Raw genomic sequence first — 19,801 nt, 5'->3', positions numbered from 1 at the left:
CAGCCAACAGCAAAGACAAACGGAGACAGAACACCATGGACGCACGCAAGAAGCTGAACCTGCGGGAAAAGTACGCGACGATGACCCGCGACCTCGGCTGGGAAACCACCTACGAGCCGATGGACAAGGTCTTTCCCTACGACAAGTACGAGGGCATCAAGATCCACGACTGGGACAAGTGGGAAGACCCGTTCCGCATGACCATGGACGCCTACTGGAAATACCAGTCTGAGAAGGAGCGCAAGCTGTACGCCATCATCGACTCCTTCGTGCAGAACAACGGCCACCTGAACGTCTCGGACCCGCGCTACCTGAATGCGCTGCGCCTGTTCCTGACCGGCGTGACCCCGCTGGAATACGCGGCGCACCGCGGCTACGCCCATCTCGGGCGGCACTTCCGCGGCGCCGGTGCGCGGGTCGCGGCGCAGATGCAGTCGATCGACGAACTGCGTCATGCCCAGACCCAGATGCATACGCTGTCGGTCTACAACAAGTATTTCAACGGCTTCGGCGAGTGGCAGCACATGCACGACCGGGTCTGGTACCTGTCCGTGCCCAAGTCCTATTTCGAGGACGCCATGAGCGCCGGGCCGTTCGAGTTCATCACCGCGATCTCGTTCTCCTTCGAGTACGTGCTGACCAACCTGCTGTTCATGCCCTTCATGTCGGGCGCGGCCTACAACGGCGACATGGCTACGGTGACGTTCGGCTTCTCCGCGCAGTCCGACGAATCGCGCCATATGACGCTGGGCCTGGAGGTGGTGAAGTTCCTGTGCCAGCAGGACCCGGACAATATCCCGATCCTGCAGAAGTGGCTGGACAAATGGTTCTGGCGCGGTTTCCGCCTGCTCACGCTGGTCGGCATGATGATGGACTACATGCTGCCCAAGCGCGTGATGTCGTGGGCCGAAGCCTGGGAGATGTACTTCGAGCAGGCCGGCGGCGCGCTGTTCAAGGACCTGGAGCGCTACGGCCTGCGCATGCCCAAGTACCACGAGGTAGCCACCAAGACCAAGGACCGCATCACCCACGAGGCCTGGGGCACCTTCTACAACTACGCCGCCGCGGCCGGCTTCCATACCTGGGTGCCCAAGCAGGACGAAATGGCCTGGCTGACGGAGAAGTATCCCGACACCTTCGCGCGCTACTACAAGCCGCGTCTCGACTACTGGCTGGAACGCCAACAGGAAGGCGAGCGCTTCTATAACGGAACGCTGCCCATGCTGTGCCAGACCTGCCAGATCCCGATGGTGTTCTCGGAGCCTGACGATCCCACCCAGACCTGCTACCGCGAGAGCACCTACCACGGCATGCAGTTCCACTTCTGCTCGGATGGCTGCAAGGACATCTTCGACGGCGAGCCGCAGAAGTACGCCCAGGCCTGGCTGCCCGTGCACCAGATCTACCAGGGCAATTGCGGCGGCGCCTCGCTGGACGATGTGCTCAAGTGGTATCGCATCAACGTCGGCGCGGACAACCTCGATTTCGAGGGGTCGCAGGATCAGAAGAACTGGAGTACCTGGAAGGGCGTGCCCGACACGGCGGCCTGAGCGCGCAACCGACAAGAGACAGAAGATAAGGAGACCACCATGTCCGTCGTATCCATTGGCCCCTACGAGTTCGAACCGGCCGATCGCGAGGCCGTGTTCCACTGCAACCGCCTGCTGTACATCGGCTGGGACCGCCACCTGCTGTTCTGCGCGCCGCATTGCCTGCCTTTTCCGCCGTCGATGCGTTTGCGCGATGTCGTGGAGAACGTGCTACCCGGCGTGTACGGCTACCACCCCGACTTTGCCCGCATCGACTGGAGCCGCGTGGAATGGCTGCGCGGCAACGCGCCCTGGCAGCCGGAGCTGGACCGCACGTTGGAAGAGAACGGCCTGGGCCACAAGGCAGTAATCCGCTTCCGCACGCCGGGGCTGGACGGCATCGACGGCAGTTGCAGCTAAGCCGGCGCCGTGGCTGGAACGATCAGAACGTCTAGTAGGCAAGTAGGAGACACAAGATGTATTCCCTGACCATTGAACCGATCGGGCAGACCATCCCGATCGCACCCGGCCAGACCGTGCTGGATGCCTGCCTGCGCAACGGTGTGTGGCTGCCGCACGCCTGCTGCCACGGCCTGTGCGCCACCTGCAAGGTGCAGGTGGTGGAGGGCGAGTTCGAGCATGGCGAAGCGTCCAGCTTCGCCCTGATGGACTTCGAGCGCGACGGCGGCCAGTGCCTGGCCTGCTGCGCCACCGCGCAGTCCGACATGGTGATCGAGGCCGACATCGAGGAGGATGCCGACTCGCTCGGCCTGCCGCTGGCGGACTACCGCGCCGAAGTGGTGGAGACCCGTGCGCTGACGCCCACCATCCGGGGCATCTGGCTGCGCGTGAAGGACGGCAATGCAGCCGCCTTCCAGGCCGGCCAGTACCTCAACCTGCGGGTGCCCGGCTGCGAACAGCCGCGCGCCTTCTCGCTGGCCAACCGTCCGGGTGACGACCTGGTGGAACTGCATGTGCGTCGCGTGGAAGGAGGCCAGGCTACGGCCTACCTGCACGAGCAACTCGCGGTGGGTGATGAGCTTGGTTTCTCGGCGCCCTACGGCCGTTTTTTCGTACGCAAGTCCGCGCAGGCGCCGATGCTGTTCCTGGCGGGCGGCTCTGGCTTGTCCAGCCCGCGCGCCATGATCCTGGACATGCTGGCTGCCGGCGAGACCTTGCCGATCACGCTGGTGCAAGGCGCGCGCAATCGCGCGGAGCTGTACTACGACGAGGAGTTCCGCGCACTGGCCGGCGCGCATCCGAATTTCCGCTATGTGCCGGCGCTATCCGACGAACCGGCCGGCAGTGGCTGGGATGGTGCGCGCGGCTACGTGCATGACGTCCTGCACGGGCTTTACGCCAATGGCGCCACCGCTGACTTCCGGGGGCACAAGGCCTACCTGTGCGGACCGCCGCCGATGATTGAAGCCTGCATCCGCACGCTGATGCAGGGCCGGTTGTTCGAGGAGGACATCCACACCGAGAAGTTCATCTCCGCCGGCGATGCGCAGAACAGCGCGCGCAGCCCGCTGTTCAAGATCTGAAGGAGAGGGCGCCATGCATACCGTGGAGATCGCGGGAAGCGGCCAGCGCTATCCGTGCGCGCCGGAGCAGAACCTGTTGCGCGCGATGGAAGCGCTTGGCAAGCGCGGCATACCCGCCGGCTGCCGTGGCGGCGGCTGCGGGGTTTGCAAGGTGCGCATCGAGGCCGGCCGCTACCGCACCGGCAAGATGAGCCGGGCCTGCCTGTCGGCTGAGGAGGAGGGCAGTGGCCTGGTGCTGGCGTGCAAGGCCTATCCGGACAGCGATATCAGCCTGCGGCCGGTGGCGCTGCTGCAGCGCTGCCTGGACCGGCAGCGGGAGCGGCAGAGGGCACAGGAAGCGAAGGGATCAACGTAGCAAGCTTGCAGCAAAACGTAGCAATAAAAAGATGGACCGATAACCCCATCATCAAGGAGACCGTCATGGCATTGACAGGCGTATTGCGCCCCGGGCACGTGGCATTGCGCGTGCTGGAACTCGAACCGGCGCTGAAACACTACACCGAAGTACTCGGACTGATCGAAACCGCGCGCGACGACAAAGGGCGCGTCTACCTGAAGGCCTGGGACGAGCACGACCACCACAGCGTGGTGCTGCGCGAGGCCGACAGCCCGGGCATGGACTACATGGGTTTCCGCGTCGATAGCGGCCGCACGCTGGAACGGCTGGCGCGGGAGGTGGAGCAGTCCGGCCTCGCATCGGACTGCCGGTGGATTCCTGTCGGCGAGCATCCGCACACCGGCGTGCGCTTCCGCTTCACCATTCCCACCGGCCATCCGATCGAACTCTTCGCCGACAAGGACAAGCTGGGCTGCCTGACCGGCGACAGCAACCCGGACCCGTGGCCGGACGACCTGCGCGGCATGGCGCCCAGCCGCTTCGATCACTGCTTGCTGTATGGCGACGATCTGGATGGCACCGTCAGGCTGTTTCGCGACGTGCTTGGCTTCACGCTGGCCGAGCAAGTGGTGGCCGGCCCGGACAAGATGATGATCGGCGCTTTCCTGACCTGTTCCAACAAGGCGCATGACATTGCGTTCATTCGTCATGCCGAGAAGAACAAGTTCCATCACGCGTCGTTCAACCTGGACAACTGGGGCGAGGTGCTGAAGGCCGCCGACATCATTTCCAAGAAGGACGTGTCGCTCGATATCGGGCCGACGCGGCATGGCATTACGCGAGGCGCCACCATCTACTTTTTTGACCCTTCTGGCAACCGGAATGAGGTCTTCTCCGGCGGGTATATCCACTATCCGGACAAGCCGACCATCACCTGGACCGACAACGAACTGGGCCGTGCGATCTTCTATCACGACCGGAAGCTGAACGATGCGTTCCTGAGTGTATTGACCTGATTCCCGGCGCGGCGTCACCGCCGATGCCGAGTGTTTTCTCCCCTTTCCCGCTTGCGGGAGAGGGGAGAAAGGCGAATCACCAGCAAGACGCGGCACACCCTGCCGCAACCAGCGAGACAACATGAAAGAGTTCAAGAACTTCATCAACGGCGAATGGGTGGCCACCAACCGCCAGTTCGACGACCGCAACCCGGTCGACAACAGCCTGATCGCCCGTGTGCACGAAGCCGGACAGGCCGAGGTCGATGCCGCGGTCGCAGCGGCAAAGCAAGCGCTGAAAGGCCCGTGGGGTAAGATGACCGTGGCACGTCGTGTCGAGATACTGCACGCCGTAGCGGACGGCATCAACCGCCGCTTCGACGACTTCCTGCAAGCCGAGATCGCCGACACGGGCAAGCCCCTGTCCCTCGCCAGCCATGTCGATATCCCGCGCGGCGCGGCCAACTTCAAGGTCTTCGCCGACCTGGTCAAGAACGTGCCGACCGAGAGCTTCGCCATGGCCACGCCGGACGGCGGCGAGGCCATCAACTATGCGGTTCGCTCTCCGCGCGGCGTGATCGGCGTGGTGTGCCCGTGGAACCTGCCGCTGCTGCTGATGACCTGGAAGGTCGGCCCGGCGCTGGCATGCGGCAATGCAGTCGTGGTCAAGCCGTCCGAGGAAACCCCCGCCACCGCCACCTTGCTCGGCGAGGTGATGAACGAGGCTGGCGTGCCGCCGGGCGTCTATAACGTGGTCCACGGCTTCGGCCCGGATTCCGCAGGGGCCTTCCTGACCGCGCACCCGGATGTGAACGGCATCACTTTTACCGGCGAGACCCGTACCGGCGAGGCCATCATGAAAGCCGCCGCCAATGGCGTGCGCCCCGTCTCGTTCGAACTGGGCGGCAAGAACGCCGGCATCGTGTTCGCCGACGCGGACTTCGACAAGGCAGTCGCCGGCATCACCCGCTCGGCCTTCGAGAACAGCGGCCAGGTTTGCCTGGGCACCGAGCGCGTCTACGTGCAGCGGCCCATCTTCGAGCGCTTCGTCGCGGCGCTCAAGGCCGGGGCCGAGGGCTTGCGCATTGGCCGGCCGGGCGACGAGGGCGTGAACATGGGCCCGCTGGTGTCGCTGGAGCATCGTGCCAAGGTGCTCTCCTACTACAAGAAGGCGGCGGAGGCGGGCGCCACTGTGGTCACAGGCGGCGGCGTGCCCGAGATGCCCGGCGCGCTGGCCGAAGGCGCCTGGGTGCAGCCCACCATCTGGACCGGGCTGCCCGAGGATGCGGCCGTGATCCGCGAGGAGATCTTCGGTCCCTGCTGCCATATCGCGCCGTTCGATACCGAGGACGAAGTGATCCGCCTTGCCAACGACACGCCTTACGGCTTGGCCGCCACCGTGTGGACGTCCGACCTTGGCACCGCCCACCGCATGGGTAGCGCCCTGGACGTCGGCATCTGTTGGATCAACGCCTGGTTCCTGCGCGACCTGCGCACCGCCTTTGGTGGCGCCAAGCAATCCGGCATTGGCCGCGAGGGCGGGGTGCATTCGATGGAGTTCTATACCGAGCTGCGCAATGTGTGCGTGAAACTGTGAGGCAGGCCATGAAACCCGAACAAATCCTCGACATCGGCGCCAGCTTGCACCACGCGCTGTCCACGCGGCAGGCCATTGCGCCGCTGACCGAGAGCTACCCCGAGCTTTCCATCGACGATGCCTACCGCATCCAGCTCGCCATGGTGCAGCACCGGCTCGACGCCGGCGAGCGCGTGATCGGCAAGAAGATCGGCGTGACCAGCCGGGTGGTGATGGACATGCTCGATGTGCGCCAGCCGGACTTCGGGCACCTGTTGTCCGGCATGGTCTACGCCGATGGCGCGGCCATCGCCGCCGATACGCTGATCGCGCCCAAGGCCGAGGGCGAGATCGCCTTCGTGCTCAAGGAAGACCTGGAAGGCCCGGGCGTGACCAATGCCGATGTGCTGCGCGCCACCGCCTACGTGCTGCCGTGCTTCGAGATCGTTGACTCGCGTATCCGCGACTGGAAGATCCGCATCCAGGACACGGTGGCGGACAACGCGTCCTCGGGCGTGTTCGTGCTGGGCGATGCGGCCGTGGACCCGCGCGGCCTCGATCTCGGCACGGTCGGCATGACGCTGGAGAAGAACGGCGAGATCGTCGCCACCGGCGCCGGCGCCGCCGCGCTTGGCCATCCGGCCAACGCCGTGGCGTGGCTGGCCAATACGCTGGGCCACCTCGGCATCGGGCTGAAGAAGGGCGAGGTAATCCTGTCCGGCTCGCTCGCCGCGATGGTGCCGGTCCAGGCCGGCGACCGGCTTCGCATCAGCCTGGGCGGCATCGGCTCGGCCGGCGTGCGCTTCATTTGAACGGACCCCAGATCTAGATAGGCAGCCCGGGACATCGCCATGAACCTCACCCAAGACATCATCCAGCAGCTCGCCGAGCAGTTGGAAAACGCCGAGCTCAACCGTGAGCCGGTGCGCAAGATCACCGACACCCATCCCGACATGGACTGGGATGACGCCTATGCCATCCAGGACGCGATCCGGGCACGCAAGGAAGTGCGCGGCACCCGCATCGCCGGCCTCAAGATGGGGCTGACCTCCTTCGCCAAGATGCGCCAGATGGGCGTGACCGATCCGGTCTACGGCTTCCTGACCGACTACGGCGCCTGCATGGACGGCGGCGCCATTGACACCGCATCGCTGATCCATCCCAAGGTGGAGGCCGAGATCGCCTTCGTGCTCAAGCATCCGCTCAAGGGGCCGGGCTGCCATATCGGCGACGTGCTGGCCGCCACCGATTTCGTGCTGCCCGCGGTGGAGGTGATCGACTCGCGCTACGAGAACTTCCGTTTCGACTTGAAGAGCGTGATTGCGGACAACACCTCGTCGGCCCGCTTCGTGGCGGGCGGCACGCATCGCTGCGCCGAGGGGATTGATCTGAAGAACCTCGGCGTGGTGCTGGAAAAGAACGGCGAGGTGGTCGCCACCGCCGCCGGTGCCGCCGTGCTCGGCCATCCGGCCAGCAGCGTGGCCATGCTGGCGAACATGCTCGGTGCGCGCGGGCGCGAGCTGCCGGCGGGCGCCTTCATCATGACCGGCGGCGTGACCGAGGCCGTCGCGGTGGCGGCCGGCGACAACATCACGGTGCGCTACCAGCATCTCGGCACCGTATCGATGCGCTTCGTCTGATGCGCGCGGCGAGCGTGATGGTGGCGCTGTACGATGTAGCCCACTCGACCCACCCAGCAGGAGAAAAGCCATGCCCATCATGCAAGTGTTTCTGATCGAAGGCCGTACCGAAGAACAAAAGGCCCGCCTGATCAGCGCGCTGACGGACGCCGCCGTGGAATCGATCGGTGCGCCGATCGAGAGCGTGCGCGTGATGATCACCGAGGTGCCCAAGACGCAGTTTGGCATCGCGGGCAAGACAGCGAAGGAACTCGGCCGCTGAGGGAGCGGCATACGGAATGCCTGGCGGCACTGGACTGCCCGGGCACGGAGACAACATGGACATGAAAGCAGGCGCCGGCGGCAGCCATCCGCCCGGCAAGCACAAGGTAGCCATCATCGGTTCGGGCAACATCGGCACGGACCTGATGATCAAGGTAATGCGCCACGGCCGGCATCTGGAGATGGGCGCCATGGTCGGTATCGACGCCGCCTCGGACGGCCTGGCCCGGGCCGCGCGGCTGGGCGTGCCCACCACGGCCGAGGGCATCGAAGGCCTGGTGAAGATGGACGGCTTCGGCGATATCCGCATCGCCTTCGATGCCACCTCGGCCGGCGCGCATTCGCACCACAACAAGATCCTGCAGCAACACGGCATCCAGGTGATCGACCTGACCCCGGCCGCGATCGGGCCTTACGTTGTGCCGGTGGTCAACCTGGACCAGCAGCTCGGCGCCAGCAATATCAATATGGTCACCTGCGGCGGCCAGGCCACCATCCCGATGGTGGCGGCGGTATCGCGCGTGGCGAAGGTGCACTATGCCGAGATCGTCGCGTCCATCTCCAGCAGGTCGGCCGGGCCGGGCACGCGCGCCAATATCGACGAGTTCACCGAGACCACCAGCCAGGCGATCTGCTCGGTAGGCGGCGCGGCGCGCGGCAAGGCCATCATCGTGCTGAACCCGGCGGAGCCGCCGCTGATGATGCGCGACACGGTGTTTACGCTATCCGAGAACGCCGACGAAGCGGCGATAGAAGCCAGCGTGGAAGCCATGGCGAAGGCGGTGCAGGCCTATGTGCCCGGCTACCGGCTCAAGCAGCGCGTGCAGTTCGAGCGCATCGATCCGTCCGCGCCGTTGAACATCCCGGGGCTGGGGCTGATGAGCGGACTAAAGACATCGATCTTCCTCGAAGTGGAAGGCGCCGCCCACTACCTGCCCGCTTATGCCGGCAACCTCGACATCATGACCAGCGCCGCGCTCGCCTGCGCCGAGCGCCTGGCGGAAACCCGGCTGGCTGCGTAAGCGGCGGGCGCACGGAGACAACACATGACCCAGCAAGCCACGCAGAAGAAACTCTATATCTCGGATGTCACGCTGCGCGACGGCAGCCACGCCATCCGCCACCAGTACAGCCTGGACGACGTGCGCCGCATCGCGGCGGCGCTGGACGCAGCCAGGGTGGATTCGATCGAAGTCGCGCACGGCGATGGCCTGGCAGGCTCCAGCTTCAACTACGGCTTCGGCGCGCATACCGATCTCGAATGGATCGCCGCCGCGGCCGAAACGGTACGCCATGCAAAGGTCGCCACCCTGCTGCTGCCCGGCGTGGGCACCGTGCACGACCTGCGCGCCGCGTACGACGCAGGCGCGCGCGTGGTGCGGGTTGCCACGCACTGTACCGAGGCCGATGTCTCGCGCCAGCATATCGAGTACGCGCGCGAACTGGGCATGGACACGGTGGGCTTCCTGATGATGAGCCACATGACCACGCCCGCCGCGCTGGCGCAGCAAGCCAGGCTGATGGAAAGCTATGGCGCGCAGACTGTCTATGTGGTGGATTCCGGCGGCGCGCTCAATATGAACGATGTGCGCGACCGCTTCCGCGCCTTCAAGGATGTGCTCAAGCCTGAAACCCAGACCGGCATGCACGCGCACCACAACCTGAGCCTGGGCGTGGCCAACTCCATCGTCGCCGTGGAGGAGGGGTGCGACCGCGTCGACGCCAGCCTGGCCGGCATGGGCGCGGGCGCCGGCAACGCGCCGCTGGAGGTATTCATCGCCGCGGCGAGCAGGCTGGGCTGGCACCATGGCTGCGACCTCTACACACTGATGGATGCCGCCGACGAGATCGTGCGCCCGCTGCAGGACCGCCCGGTGCGGGTGGACCGCGAGACGCTGGCGCTGGGCTATGCCGGCGTCTATTCCAGCTTCCTGCGCCATGCCGAGGCCGCGGCCGCGCGTTATGCGCTGAAGACGGTCGACATCCTGGTGGAACTGGGCAAGCGCCGCATGGTGGGCGGCCAGGAAGACATGATTGTCGATGTCGCGCTGGATCTGGTGGCGCGGCGCGAGGCGGGAGCAACGCGGATCGCGGCGTAAGGCCGGCCGCCCGCGTCCGGCGCGGGCGCCGCTTCCCTCAAGCCTGCGCCGGTTCCTCCTCCACCCTCGTCATCCGCCGTATCGCCTGCGGCGGCTGCCCGAATGCCCGCAGGAACGCCCGCCGCATCCGCTCGCGATCGCCGAAACCGGTCTCGCGCGCCACCACGTCGACCGGGTGCCGGCCGGACTCCATCATCAGCCGCGCGGCTTCGATGCGCAGGTGTTCCACCGCCTTGGCCGGGGTTTGCCCGGTCTCCTCGCGGAAGGCGCGGCTGAACTGGCGGGGGCTGAGGTTCGCGGCGTTGGCCAGTTGCTCGACGGATAAGCCTTCATGCAGGTTTTGCCGGGCAAAGGCAAGGGCGGACTGGATGCGATCGGATTTGGGTTCGAGTTCCAGCAGCGCGGAGAACTGCGATTGCCCGCCGGCGCGGCGGTGATAGACCACGAGCTTGCGCGCCACCTGGCGCGCGATCACGGCGCCGGCATCCTTCTCGACCAGCGCGAGCGCCAGGTCGATGCAGGCGGTCATGCCTGCCGAGGTCCACACCGGCCCGTCGATGATGAAAATGCGGTCTTCCTCCACGCTGACCCCTGGATAGGCACGCCGCAACCGGGCGGCATAGAACCAGTGGGTGGTGGCGCGGCGGCCGTCGAGCAGGCCCGCTTCGGCAAGGTTGAACGCGCCGGTGCAGGTGGCGCAGACGCGCCGGGTGGAAGTTGCCGCCTGCCGGAGGAACGCCACCAGGCCCGGCGACGCGGGCTGGATATCGTTGTCGCCGACTACCAGCAGGGTATCGAACGCCTCACCGCCGAATGGCTCGGTAGTGACCGAAAAGCCGGCCGAGGCGGATACCGGGCCGCCATGCTCGGACAGCAGGCGGACGTCGTATAGAGGCTTGCCGGCGGTGAGGTTGGCGAACTCCAGGACCGTGGTGACGCCCAGGTTCATGACCTGGAACCCTGGATAAAGGACGATTCCGATACGTAGCATGGCGAATCCCGGCGATGGCACAAAAGGTGGCATCTATGACATTGATGCCACTGGATTATGCACCTAATCTTCGTTCCGTGAAGGCCGGCATGGGGCCGGCGGCATCGGAGAACGAACATGGCAACCAACACGGCAACCACCACGGCAACCACCACGGCAACCGTAGCAAACACGCCGCATCGCGGCACGGCCTTGATTACCGGGGCATCCTCGGGGATCGGCGCCGTCTACGCGGACCGGCTTGCCCGGCGCGGCTACGACCTGATCCTGGTCGCCCGCAACCGCGAACGGCTCGCCAGGCTGGCCAGCCGCCTGACCAGCGAGACCGGGCGCTCCGTCGAGATCGTGACCGCGGACCTTGGCGCGGACGCCGACGTCGGCCGCCTTGAGACGCTGCTGCGCACCGACGCCAGCATCACATTGCTGGTCAACAATGCGGGCATCGGCGCCGCCGGTCCGTTGCTCGAGTCCGATGCCGCCAAGATGCAGGCGCTGATTGCACTCAATGTCACGGCGCTGACCCGCCTGACCTACGCTGCCGCGCATGGACTCGTGGCCCGCGGCAGGGGGACGATCATCAACATTGCGTCGATCGTGGCGGTGGCGCCCGAGTTGCTCAACGGCGTGTACGGCGGATCGAAGGCCTTTGTGCTGGCCTTTACGCAGTCGCTCCAGCACGAGCTGGCGGACAAGGGGGTGCGGGTGCAGGCTGTGCTGCCCGGCGCGATCCGGACGGAGTTCTGGGATGTGGCCGGGCAGCCGGTGGAGAACCTGCCGCAAGAGTGGGTGATGAGCGCGGACGACCTGGTCGACGCGGCTCTGTCCGGGCTGGACCAGGGCGAAGTGGTGACGCTGCCGTCGCTGCCGGACGCGGCCGACTGGGACGCCTTCGAAGCCGCCCGCGCGGCGCTGGGGCCGAACCTGTCGCGCAGCGTGCCGGCAGCGCGCTTCAAGGTGGCTGCGGCAAGCTGAGGCTGACGGTGGCCGGGACACAAGCTTCAGTGGCTGGCGTCCCGAAAGCTCAGGCGCGCCGCCACACCGGGGACTCCGCCACCACCACCTTGCGCGGCAGGATCTTCTGGCTGGTGAAGGCATCCGCAATGCGCTGCTGCTCGTCGAGCGATGCCGCGTCCACGGTCTGCACCTGGTAAGTCCGGCGGCGGTTGGCGGCTTCCACGGTGGGTGCGTCCAGGCCAATCAGCGGTGCTTGCCATTGCGCGGCGACGGCGGGATTTTGCTTGATCCATTCGCCGGCGCGGCGCAGCTCATCGTAGACCACCGCCAGCACGTCCGCGTGCCGCTGCGCATAAGGCGTGGCGGCCAGGTAGAAGCGCCGGTAACTCGACAGGCCCTTGCCGTCGCGCAGGATGCGGGCGTTGGCCTGGCGTTGCACGGCTGCCAGGAAAGGGTCCCAGATCACCCATGTGGCCACGCTCCCGCGCTCGAAGGCGGCGCGCGCATCGGCCGGGCTCAGGTAGGCGGGCTCGATGTCGCGGATCGACAGGCCCGCGCTGGCCAGGGCTTCGAGCAGCAGGTAATGCGCGCCCGCCCCCTTGGCAAAAGCGATGCGCTGGCCCTTGAGCTGCGCGATTTCCCTGATCGGCGAATCCTGCCGCACCACGATTGCCTGCGCCTCGGGCGAGGGCGTCTCGATGGCGTAGTAGGTCAGGTTGGCGCCGGCAGCGAGCGCGAAGGGCGGCACCGCGTCGGCCACGTCGGCGCTTACGTCGAGATTGCCGATATTGAGCGACTCCAGCAGCGGCAGCCCGGAGGTGAATTCATACCATTGCACCGACGCGCCCAGTGGCGCCAGTGCCTTCTCCAGCGTCTGGCGCGATTTCAGCAGGATCATCAGCGTGGACGATTTCTGGAAGCCGATGCGCAGCGTGTGTTTTTGCGCCCGCGCCTGCGCGCGCGCGGGCAAGGCCAGGCCGATTGTGGCCGCGGTGCCCGCGGCGGCCAGGCCGCCCACCACGATTTGCCGGCGCCGCCTGTCGAATGCCCTTGTCAACTTTGTCATTGTCGCTCTCCCCGTGTGTTCCGCCGACTCCATCATCAGCACAAGAGCGTAGGGCATGGCATGGGGGCGGGGAACGAAGAATGCCGCAGTTGCTTATGCGGGGAGGTGTGGATAAGCCGGCGCCGGTGCGTGCCGATGTGCATGATGGCGCGTCAAAGAAAGGTCCAATGAATATCTGCTGGGTCGGGTGCGTTAGACTTCATCAAGCTCGACGCTGTGATTCTGATATCTACAAGGTCCTTTCGCAGAGAATCCCATATGAAACCGACCAAAGCATGTCCTGTCGTGCTAAGAACAGCGCAGAACCGCCTTGAGATCCTGGCATTTGAGCACCCCTTGGCCGGTCTACAGATTATCAAGGGCACTATCGAGTTCGATGAACATCCCGCAGATGCTGCCGTCCGCGAACTGTGCGAAGCGTCTGGTGTAAATGGAGTGGCTACGGTCGACTTGGGCTTATGGCAATCCGGTTACGAACACCAGATATGGTCTCTGCACCTCTGTGAGGCAGCCCGTCTGCTACCGAACACTTGGGTGCATCACGCAAAGGACGATGGAGGTCATGACTTCAGGTTCTTTTGGCATCCGCTAGGTCACGCTCCATCGGATCGGTGGCATTGGCTGTTCAGAAATGCACTCTCGACCATTGAAATACGACTCGCAGAGCTTGTATAGCATCGGACCAACTTCCGCTTAGCGTTGTTTTGAGACCCTCACCTCATCACGCAGATCGGCGAAGAGCCCAAAGAAAAGAGCCCCGCATGGGGGCTCCCTGGCAGCGCCGCGCCACGGTGTGCGGCCTGGCTTAGCGCTGGTAGGCCGGCGGCAGGAAGCCGGCAAAACGCTGCTGCGTGGTGGCCTTGAACTCCGGCGACTGGTACGCGTCGCGGATGTCCTTGACGAACGGCTTGCCGGTGTCGGCGGTGCGCACGGCAACCAGGTTCATGTAGTAGTCGGGGATCTTCTCCAGGCTCAGCGCCTCGGTCAGCTTGAGGCCCGAGGACAACGCGAAGTTGCCGTTGACGAAGGCGTAGTCCACGTCGTCGAGAGAACGCGGCAGTTGCGCGGCTTCGAGCTGGATCAGCTTGAGCTTGTGCGGATTGCCTTCGATATCGCGCTCGCTGGCGCGGATCGGGTCGGTGCCGGCCTTCAGCGTGATCCAGCCGATCTGCTGCAGCATGGCGATGGCGCGCGCCAGGTTGGACGGATCGTTGGGCAGCGACACCGAAGCGCCCGGCTTCACTTCCGTCAGCGACTTGTGCTTGCGGCTATAGATGCCGATCGGCGCGGTGGGCACCTTGATGACTTCGGACAGTTGCAGCTTGCGGTCGCCGGAGAACTTCTTCAGGTAGGCCACGTGCTGGAACGCGTTGGCGTCGATGACGCCATCGGCCAGCGCCAGGTTGGGCTGCACATAGTCGCTGAATTCAACGAAGGTGACCTTGTAGCCCTTCTTTTCCAGCAGGGGCTTGATACCGTAGCGGATCTGGTCGGAGTACGGACCGGCGGTGGCGCCGAAGCGGATTTCCTTCTTGTCCGGATCGGCCGCGCCGGCCGTCTGGATAACGCCAAGCGCGAGCACCGCGGCGATCAGTCGAATCCCGAAACCCATCTTCATCTAAAGCTCCCCTTATTGGATTATGTGCATCGTGGCGTGCCGGCGTAGCGCCAACAAGCAGGCCATTGTAGGGAGGTTGATACGTTCAAGGAACGAGTAAATGTGCATGGTCATATAACGCTGGTGCATAAGCAAGGTATGCGATTCCAGGCACTTTGTGCAGGCTTCTGTTATTGCGCTGCGGTGGTATATGCATATGGCAATTGCGTCGTTGCGGGATAACCGGGATTGCGGCTAGTATTGAAACGTCTCCTCCATTCCCCCCGGGGAATTGGGTTTGCGCCCGCTTAACCCGCGGGCGTTTTTATTTGGGCCTCTCCATGCGCGCGCTTTCGACTTCCGCAGGCACCTTCGGCGCTATTCGCTTTGTCCTGACCGATATGGACGATACGCTGACCTATCGGGGACGCTTGCCGGCGGCTACCTATGCGGCACTGGAGCGGCTGCAGGCTACCGGTATCCGGGTGATTCCGGTTACCGCGGCGCCGGCCGGCTGGTGCGACCAGATGGCGCGCATGTGGCCAGTGGATGCGGTGATCGGCGAGAACGGTGGCTTCTGCTTTGCGCGTGATGCCGCCGGTCATGAACTGGAGCGCCGCTACTGGCTCGGCGAGGACGAGCGCGCCGACTCGGCGCGACGGCTGGAGCGCGTGCGTGAGCAGGTGCTGGCCGCAGTGCCGGGGGCGAGAGTGGCGAGCGATCAGCCCTTCCGCCAGGCCGGACTGGCGTTTGCGCGCCCGGCCGATCCGGAGGCGGCATCGGCCATCTTGTCGATCTTTGCCGCCGCGGGCGCCCGGGCGACGGTCAACTCCCTGTGGGTGCTCGGCTGGTTCGGCGGCTATGACAAGCTGACGATGACGCAGCGCTGCCTGCGCGAGCTATACAGCCTGGAGCTCGACGCCGTGGGCGACCAGCTCATGTATGTCGGCGATTCGACCAACGACGGGCCGATGTTCGAATACTTCAGGCACACCGTGGGCGTCAGTACCGTGATTGACTACGTTGATCAGTTGCCCGTGCCGCCCAGGTGGATTGCGAATGGCCCGGGCGGCGCCGGGTTTGTTGAGGCGGCGGAGGCGGTGCTGCGCGACAGGGAGCAAGCGTCGCGGATTCCGGAGTGACATCAAGACCAACGCGCGGAAACCGGGCGGCAGAAAGGAAAAAGGCCGGTAGCACCATGCCACCGGCCTTTCTTGCCAGCACCGCGGCGCGGCGCTACCCATGCAGGACTCAGGCCGCAGCCAGCGCCCGCTCCAGGTCTTCCAGCAGATCGTCGATATGCTCGATGCCGATCGACAGCCGCACCATGTCTTCGCTGACGCCGGCGGCCTTCAGTTCCGCCGCGTCGAGCTGGCGGTGCGTGGTCGATGCCGGATGCGTCGCCAGCGACTTGGCGTCGCCGATGTTGACCAGGCGCGTGAACAGCTGCAACGCATCGAGGAAGCGCGCACCGGCTTCGCGGCCGCCGCTCTTCAGGCCAAACGACAAAATGCCCGGCCCGCGTCCGCCCAGGTAGCGCTGTACCAGCGAGTGGTCCGGGTGCTCGGGCAGGCCGGCGAAGTTGACCCATTCCACCTTCGGGCTGGCCTTCAGGTGACGCGCCACCGCCAGCGCGTTCTCGGTGATACGGTCCAGCCGCAGCGCGAGCGTCTCGATGCCTTGCAGGATCAGGAAGGCATTGAACGGCGACAGCGCCGCGCCGGTGTTGCGCAGCGGCACCACGCGCGCGCGGCCGATATAGGCGGCGGCGCCGAGCGCTTCGGTGTAGACCACGCCGTGGTAGGACACGTCGGGTTCGTTCAGGCGCTTGAAGCGTGCCTTGTGCTCGGCCCACGGGAACTTGCCGCTGTCGACGATGGCGCCGCCCACGCTGTTGCCATGGCCGCCCAGGTATTTGGTGAGCGAGTGCACGACGATGTCGGCGCCGTGTTCAAAAGGCCGGCACAGGTAGGGCGACGGCACGGTGTTATCGACGATCAGCGGGATGCCGTGGTTGTGCGCCACCTTGGCAATGGCTTCGATGTCGACGATATTTCCCAGCGGATTCCCCACGGATTCGACGAAGATCGCCTTGGTGCGCGCGTCCACCAGGTCGCCGAAGGCGGCGGGATTGCGGCCGTCGGCAAAGCGGGTCTCGATGCCGGACAGCGGCAGCGTGTGGGCAAACAGGTTGTAGGTGCCGCCGTAGAGCTGGCTGGCCGAGATGATGTTGTCGCCGGCCTCGGCGATGGTCTGGATGGCGTAGGTGATGGCCGCCATGCCGGACGCCAGCGCCAGCGCGCCCACGCCGCCCTCGAGCGCGGCCAGGCGCTGCTCAAGCACGTCGTTGGTGGGGTTCATGATGCGGCTGTAGATATTGCCGGGCACCTTGAGGTCGAACAGGTCGGCGCCGTGCTGCGCGTTGTCGAACGCATAGGCCACGGTCTGGTAGATGGGCACGGCCACCGCACGGGTGGTCGGGTCCGGGGAGTAGCCGCCGTGAACGGCAATTGTCTCGATTTTCATGATGTCGTTGTCTTCTTGTTGGAATGATGGCGCTCAGGAGCAGGCATGGTAGCAGTGGCGGCTCCCGCATGTCACCGTGGCGGACCGTGGCCGGGCCGCCGCGGATCCGCTCAGTGGCTGGCCAGCGGGAAGCTCGCCTGCCAGATGTTGTCCTTCACCTTGACGGCGGCGGGGATCAGCTTTTGCTCATGGAACAGGTCGGCCACCTGCTGCTGGACGGCGATCACCTCCGGCGTCACCGGCGTGGCGCCGTACGGCACGCGCTTGAGCCAGGCTTCGACTACCTGTACGTCCAGGCCCACGGCGGGCGCCAGCAGGGCGGCGGTCTCGCCGGGGTTCTTCACCACCCACAGGCCGGTTGTGCGCAGTTGCTCCAGGATGGCGTTGACGATCTGCGGCTGCGCCTTGGCGAAGCCGTTGGCGGCTTCGTAGAAGTTGAAGGGCGAGGGCACGCCTTCGTAGTCGGCGATGGTGCGCACCTTCAGCGCCTTTTGCGCCAGCGCGTAGTACGGGTCCCAGACCACCCACGCGTCCACGCTGCCGCTCTCGAAGGCGGCGCGCGCATCGGCCGGCGGCAGGTAGATGGGCTGGATGTCTTGCAGGCTGAGGCCGTGCTTCTTCAGCAACTGCACAAGCAGGTAGTTGGAACTGGAGCCCTTCTGCAGGGCGATGCGCTTGCCCCTGAGATCGGCCACGGAGCGGATGGAGGATTTCTCCGGCACGAACAGCGCCTCGTTGGTCTTGCCGCCGGGCTCGGCGCCGACGTAGACGAAGTTGGCGCGCGCGGCCTGGGCGAAGACAGCCGGCGGCGCGCCGGTGTAGCCAAAATCGATGCCGCCGGCGTTGAGCGCTTCGAGCAGTTGCGGGCCGGCGGGGAATTCCTTCCACTCGACCTTGAAGCCGAGCGGGGCAAGCTTTTTCTCCAGCGAGCCCTGGGCCTTTAGCACAGCAAGCAGGCCGGCCTTCTGGTAGCCCACGCGCACGGCCGGGTCGGCGGCATGGCCGGCGGCGGACCAGGACAGCGCGGCGATTGCCAGGGCGCGGCCCGCGAAGGGCAGCCAGCGGCGGAAAGGATGCATTGCGATTTCTCCGGGAAGGGTCTTGGTTTGTCTGCGGCTCTATGGTTGCGAAATCGCGCCGGGAGGGGAACGAAGCTTATTGCATTTGGATAGAACGGCGCCCGGTGACATCCATAAATGTGATTGATGTAACGCTCCGCTTGCGGTGGCGCCCCTTCCCGGATTGGTGCAGCTGCTTTCAAGGGTGCGCACCCCTGCGACACCTTGCCGCAGGCAAGATTATCCTGAACTAGTGCTGAGTTGAAGGCGGGATGGGCGGAGAAGCTGCATTGTCCGATTTACTGAACAGTGTGTTCTAGCTCACGGGTTTACCCTCAATGCTGCGATGCGGTAGATTTCGCGCCACGATGTCAGACGTACCGCGACCCTCACCTGAATACCCTGTTTGCCCGCCGGGCGAACATACCGGGCGTCGCCGTGCCGACATCCTCCTGTGTGGACCACCGCAGTCCCACAATGATCCGTCCCACAAGGACCAAGCCAGCCTGCCCCTGATCGGTGCGTCGCCTGGCACACAGGGCGCTTGACCCGGATCTGACCCAGTTTCCCCCAGCCTTAAGCCTGCCGCTTGCTCCCGCATCCGGCAGCAAAACCGCGCCGCGCCGTCGTTCCGTGGCCAACTCAACCAGTCGTGACATGAAGATACCCAAACTTCCGCGTTGGACGCGGTTACTGCCTTGCGCCGCCCTGCTGCTGGCCGGATGCAACATGACCGTGCTAGATCCGAAGGGCCAGATTGGCGCCGACGTCAAAAACATCATCCTGATCGCGACCTGGCTGATGCTGCTGGTCGTGATTCCGGTGATCGTCCTGGTCTTCACCTTCGCCTGGAAGTACCGCGCCAGCAATAAGTCGGCCCGCTACGAGCCGGACTGGTCGCACTCCACCGGTATCGAAGTGGTGGTGTGGCTGATTCCCTGCCTGATCATCCTGGTACTGGGCATCATCACGTGGAAGTCCTCGCACGACCTGGACCCGTACAAGCCCATCGAATCCAACGTCAAGCCCGTCACCATCGAGGCCGTGGCGATGAACTGGAAGTGGCTGTTCATTTATCCGGACCTGGGTATCGCCACGGTCAACGAGATCGCGTTCCCGGTCAACACGCCGGTGAACTTCAAGATCACGTCCGATTCGATCATGAACTCCTTCTTCATCCCGCAACTGGGCAGCCAGGTGTACGCCATGGCGGGCATGGAGACCAAGCTGCACCTGATCGCCAACGAGAACGGCATCTTTGACGGCATGTCGGCCAACTACAGCGGCGGCGGCTTCTCCGGCATGAAGTTCAAGGCCAAGGCGGTCTCCAACTACGACTTCGAACAATGGGTCAAGCAGGTTCGCGCTTCGTCGAACCAGCTGACCCTGGCCGACTACAGCGAACTGGCCAAGCCCAGCGAGGCGAATCCCGTGGCCCTCTACGCCAAGGTCGATCCGCAGCTGTACCACGGCATCCTGCACAAGTACATGGACGGCGCAGGCGGCGCGATCGCCGGTAACGGCACGTCGTTCGGTCCTGTCTGCACCTCGCGCAACACCCTCGGCGTGAGCCAGGTGTCCATGGCCGCGCCCGCTACGCCGGCGCCGGGCTCGAATTCCTAGGAGTT

At 65.2% G+C, this 19,801-nt stretch carries 20 protein-coding genes; 15 read left to right on the top strand and 5 right to left on the bottom strand.

Annotation, left to right across the window (positions count from 1 at the left end):
* Positions 1-35: 35 nt before the first annotated feature.
* The 11 genes from ACZY0R_RS03135 (at position 36) to dmpG (ending at position 9,981) form a co-directional block, all read left to right on the top strand.
* The gene (locus tag ACZY0R_RS03135) at positions 36-1,550 is read left to right on the top strand and encodes an aromatic/alkene/methane monooxygenase hydroxylase/oxygenase subunit alpha (RefSeq protein WP_488857081.1); all 1,515 of its coding nucleotides are present in this window, start codon (positions 36-38) and stop codon (positions 1,548-1,550) included.
* Positions 1,551-1,589: 39 nt separating this feature from the next.
* The gene (locus tag ACZY0R_RS03130; protein ID WP_488857080.1) at positions 1,590-1,949 is read left to right on the top strand and encodes a phenol hydroxylase subunit P4; all 360 of its coding nucleotides are present in this window, start codon (positions 1,590-1,592) and stop codon (positions 1,947-1,949) included.
* A 56-nt stretch (positions 1,950-2,005) separates the two neighbouring features.
* Positions 2,006-3,073, top strand: a complete 1,068-nt coding sequence (locus tag ACZY0R_RS03125) for an NADH:ubiquinone reductase (Na(+)-transporting) subunit F (protein ID WP_488857079.1) — start codon at positions 2,006-2,008, stop codon at positions 3,071-3,073.
* Positions 3,074-3,086: 13 nt separating this feature from the next.
* A complete protein-coding gene (locus tag ACZY0R_RS03120) occupies positions 3,087-3,428 on the top strand; it encodes a 2Fe-2S iron-sulfur cluster binding domain-containing protein (RefSeq protein ID WP_488857078.1) in 342 nt (113 codons plus the stop codon).
* Between the two features lie 65 nt (positions 3,429-3,493).
* Positions 3,494-4,426, top strand: a complete 933-nt coding sequence (locus ACZY0R_RS03115; protein WP_488857077.1) for a catechol 2,3-dioxygenase — start codon at positions 3,494-3,496, stop codon at positions 4,424-4,426.
* A 121-nt stretch (positions 4,427-4,547) separates the two neighbouring features.
* Positions 4,548-6,002 carry a 2-hydroxymuconic semialdehyde dehydrogenase gene (locus tag ACZY0R_RS03110; protein ID WP_488857076.1) on the top strand — a complete coding sequence of 485 codons (1,455 nt, stop codon included), beginning with the start codon at positions 4,548-4,550 and terminating at the stop codon, positions 6,000-6,002.
* Between the two features lie 8 nt (positions 6,003-6,010).
* Complete coding sequence (gene dmpE / locus ACZY0R_RS03105) at positions 6,011-6,793, top strand: 2-oxopent-4-enoate hydratase (protein WP_488857075.1); 783 nt, start codon at positions 6,011-6,013, stop codon at positions 6,791-6,793.
* A 39-nt stretch (positions 6,794-6,832) separates the two neighbouring features.
* Positions 6,833-7,621 carry a 2-oxo-3-hexenedioate decarboxylase gene (gene dmpH / locus ACZY0R_RS03100; protein ID WP_488857074.1) on the top strand — a complete coding sequence of 263 codons (789 nt, stop codon included), beginning with the start codon at positions 6,833-6,835 and terminating at the stop codon, positions 7,619-7,621.
* Positions 7,590-7,883, top strand: a complete 294-nt coding sequence (thmT, locus tag ACZY0R_RS03095) for a 2-hydroxymuconate tautomerase (protein WP_488859485.1) — start codon at positions 7,590-7,592, stop codon at positions 7,881-7,883. Before dmpH ends, thmT begins: the two co-directional genes overlap by 32 nt.
* Before the next feature lie 55 nt (positions 7,884-7,938).
* On the top strand, positions 7,939-8,904 hold the full coding sequence (locus ACZY0R_RS03090; RefSeq protein ID WP_045239865.1) for an acetaldehyde dehydrogenase (acetylating): 966 nt from the start codon (positions 7,939-7,941) through the stop codon (positions 8,902-8,904).
* A gap of 24 nt (positions 8,905-8,928) precedes the next feature.
* Positions 8,929-9,981 (top strand): 4-hydroxy-2-oxovalerate aldolase, encoded by a 1,053-nt coding sequence (gene dmpG / locus ACZY0R_RS03085; protein WP_441629372.1) that lies wholly within the window; start codon positions 8,929-8,931, stop codon positions 9,979-9,981.
* A gap of 37 nt (positions 9,982-10,018) precedes the next feature.
* On the opposite strand, the gene ACZY0R_RS03080 is transcribed toward dmpG, so the two are convergent.
* Complete coding sequence (locus tag ACZY0R_RS03080) at positions 10,019-10,972, bottom strand: GlxA family transcriptional regulator (RefSeq protein WP_488857073.1); 954 nt, start codon at positions 10,970-10,972, stop codon at positions 10,019-10,021.
* A gap of 117 nt (positions 10,973-11,089) precedes the next feature.
* Between ACZY0R_RS03080 and ACZY0R_RS03075 the strand changes: the two genes are divergently transcribed.
* Positions 11,090-11,944, top strand: coding sequence for an SDR family NAD(P)-dependent oxidoreductase (locus ACZY0R_RS03075; protein ID WP_488857072.1), 855 nt, complete (start codon positions 11,090-11,092; stop codon positions 11,942-11,944).
* A 49-nt stretch (positions 11,945-11,993) separates the two neighbouring features.
* Here the strand turns inward: ACZY0R_RS03075 and ACZY0R_RS03070 are convergent, their stop codons facing one another.
* Positions 11,994-12,992 (bottom strand): aliphatic sulfonate ABC transporter substrate-binding protein, encoded by a 999-nt coding sequence (locus tag ACZY0R_RS03070; protein WP_488857071.1) that lies wholly within the window; start codon positions 12,990-12,992, stop codon positions 11,994-11,996.
* A gap of 258 nt (positions 12,993-13,250) precedes the next feature.
* On the opposite strand from ACZY0R_RS03070, the gene ACZY0R_RS03065 reads away from it, so the two are divergent.
* Positions 13,251-13,667: an NUDIX hydrolase gene (locus ACZY0R_RS03065; RefSeq protein WP_488857070.1), complete on the top strand. Its 417-nt coding sequence runs from the start codon at positions 13,251-13,253 to the stop codon at positions 13,665-13,667.
* A gap of 130 nt (positions 13,668-13,797) precedes the next feature.
* Here the strand turns inward: ACZY0R_RS03065 and ACZY0R_RS03060 are convergent, their stop codons facing one another.
* Positions 13,798-14,610, bottom strand: a complete 813-nt coding sequence (locus ACZY0R_RS03060; protein WP_488857069.1) for a MetQ/NlpA family ABC transporter substrate-binding protein — start codon at positions 14,608-14,610, stop codon at positions 13,798-13,800.
* Between the two features lie 320 nt (positions 14,611-14,930).
* On the opposite strand from ACZY0R_RS03060, the gene ACZY0R_RS03055 reads away from it, so the two are divergent.
* Positions 14,931-15,731 (top strand): HAD-IIB family hydrolase, encoded by an 801-nt coding sequence (locus ACZY0R_RS03055; RefSeq protein ID WP_488857068.1) that lies wholly within the window; start codon positions 14,931-14,933, stop codon positions 15,729-15,731.
* Between the two features lie 109 nt (positions 15,732-15,840).
* Here ACZY0R_RS03055 and ACZY0R_RS03050 read toward each other — a convergent pair whose 3' ends face one another.
* Positions 15,841-17,115: an O-acetylhomoserine aminocarboxypropyltransferase/cysteine synthase family protein gene (locus ACZY0R_RS03050; protein ID WP_488857067.1), complete on the bottom strand. Its 1,275-nt coding sequence runs from the start codon at positions 17,113-17,115 to the stop codon at positions 15,841-15,843.
* Positions 17,116-17,225: 110 nt separating this feature from the next.
* Entirely contained in the window at positions 17,226-18,194 is a 969-nt protein-coding gene (locus ACZY0R_RS03045) for an aliphatic sulfonate ABC transporter substrate-binding protein (RefSeq protein WP_488857066.1), read from the bottom strand.
* A 636-nt stretch (positions 18,195-18,830) separates the two neighbouring features.
* Here ACZY0R_RS03045 and cyoA point away from each other — a divergent pair.
* Positions 18,831-19,796 carry a ubiquinol oxidase subunit II gene (gene cyoA / locus ACZY0R_RS03040; RefSeq protein WP_045239859.1) on the top strand — a complete coding sequence of 322 codons (966 nt, stop codon included), beginning with the start codon at positions 18,831-18,833 and terminating at the stop codon, positions 19,794-19,796.
* Positions 19,797-19,801 lie beyond the last annotated feature (5 nt).

It is taken from the genome of Cupriavidus sp. F041 (assembly GCF_057814235.1).
The sequence above is the reverse complement of the archived record's forward strand: the minus strand, read 5'-3'. Positions and strand labels throughout refer to the sequence as shown.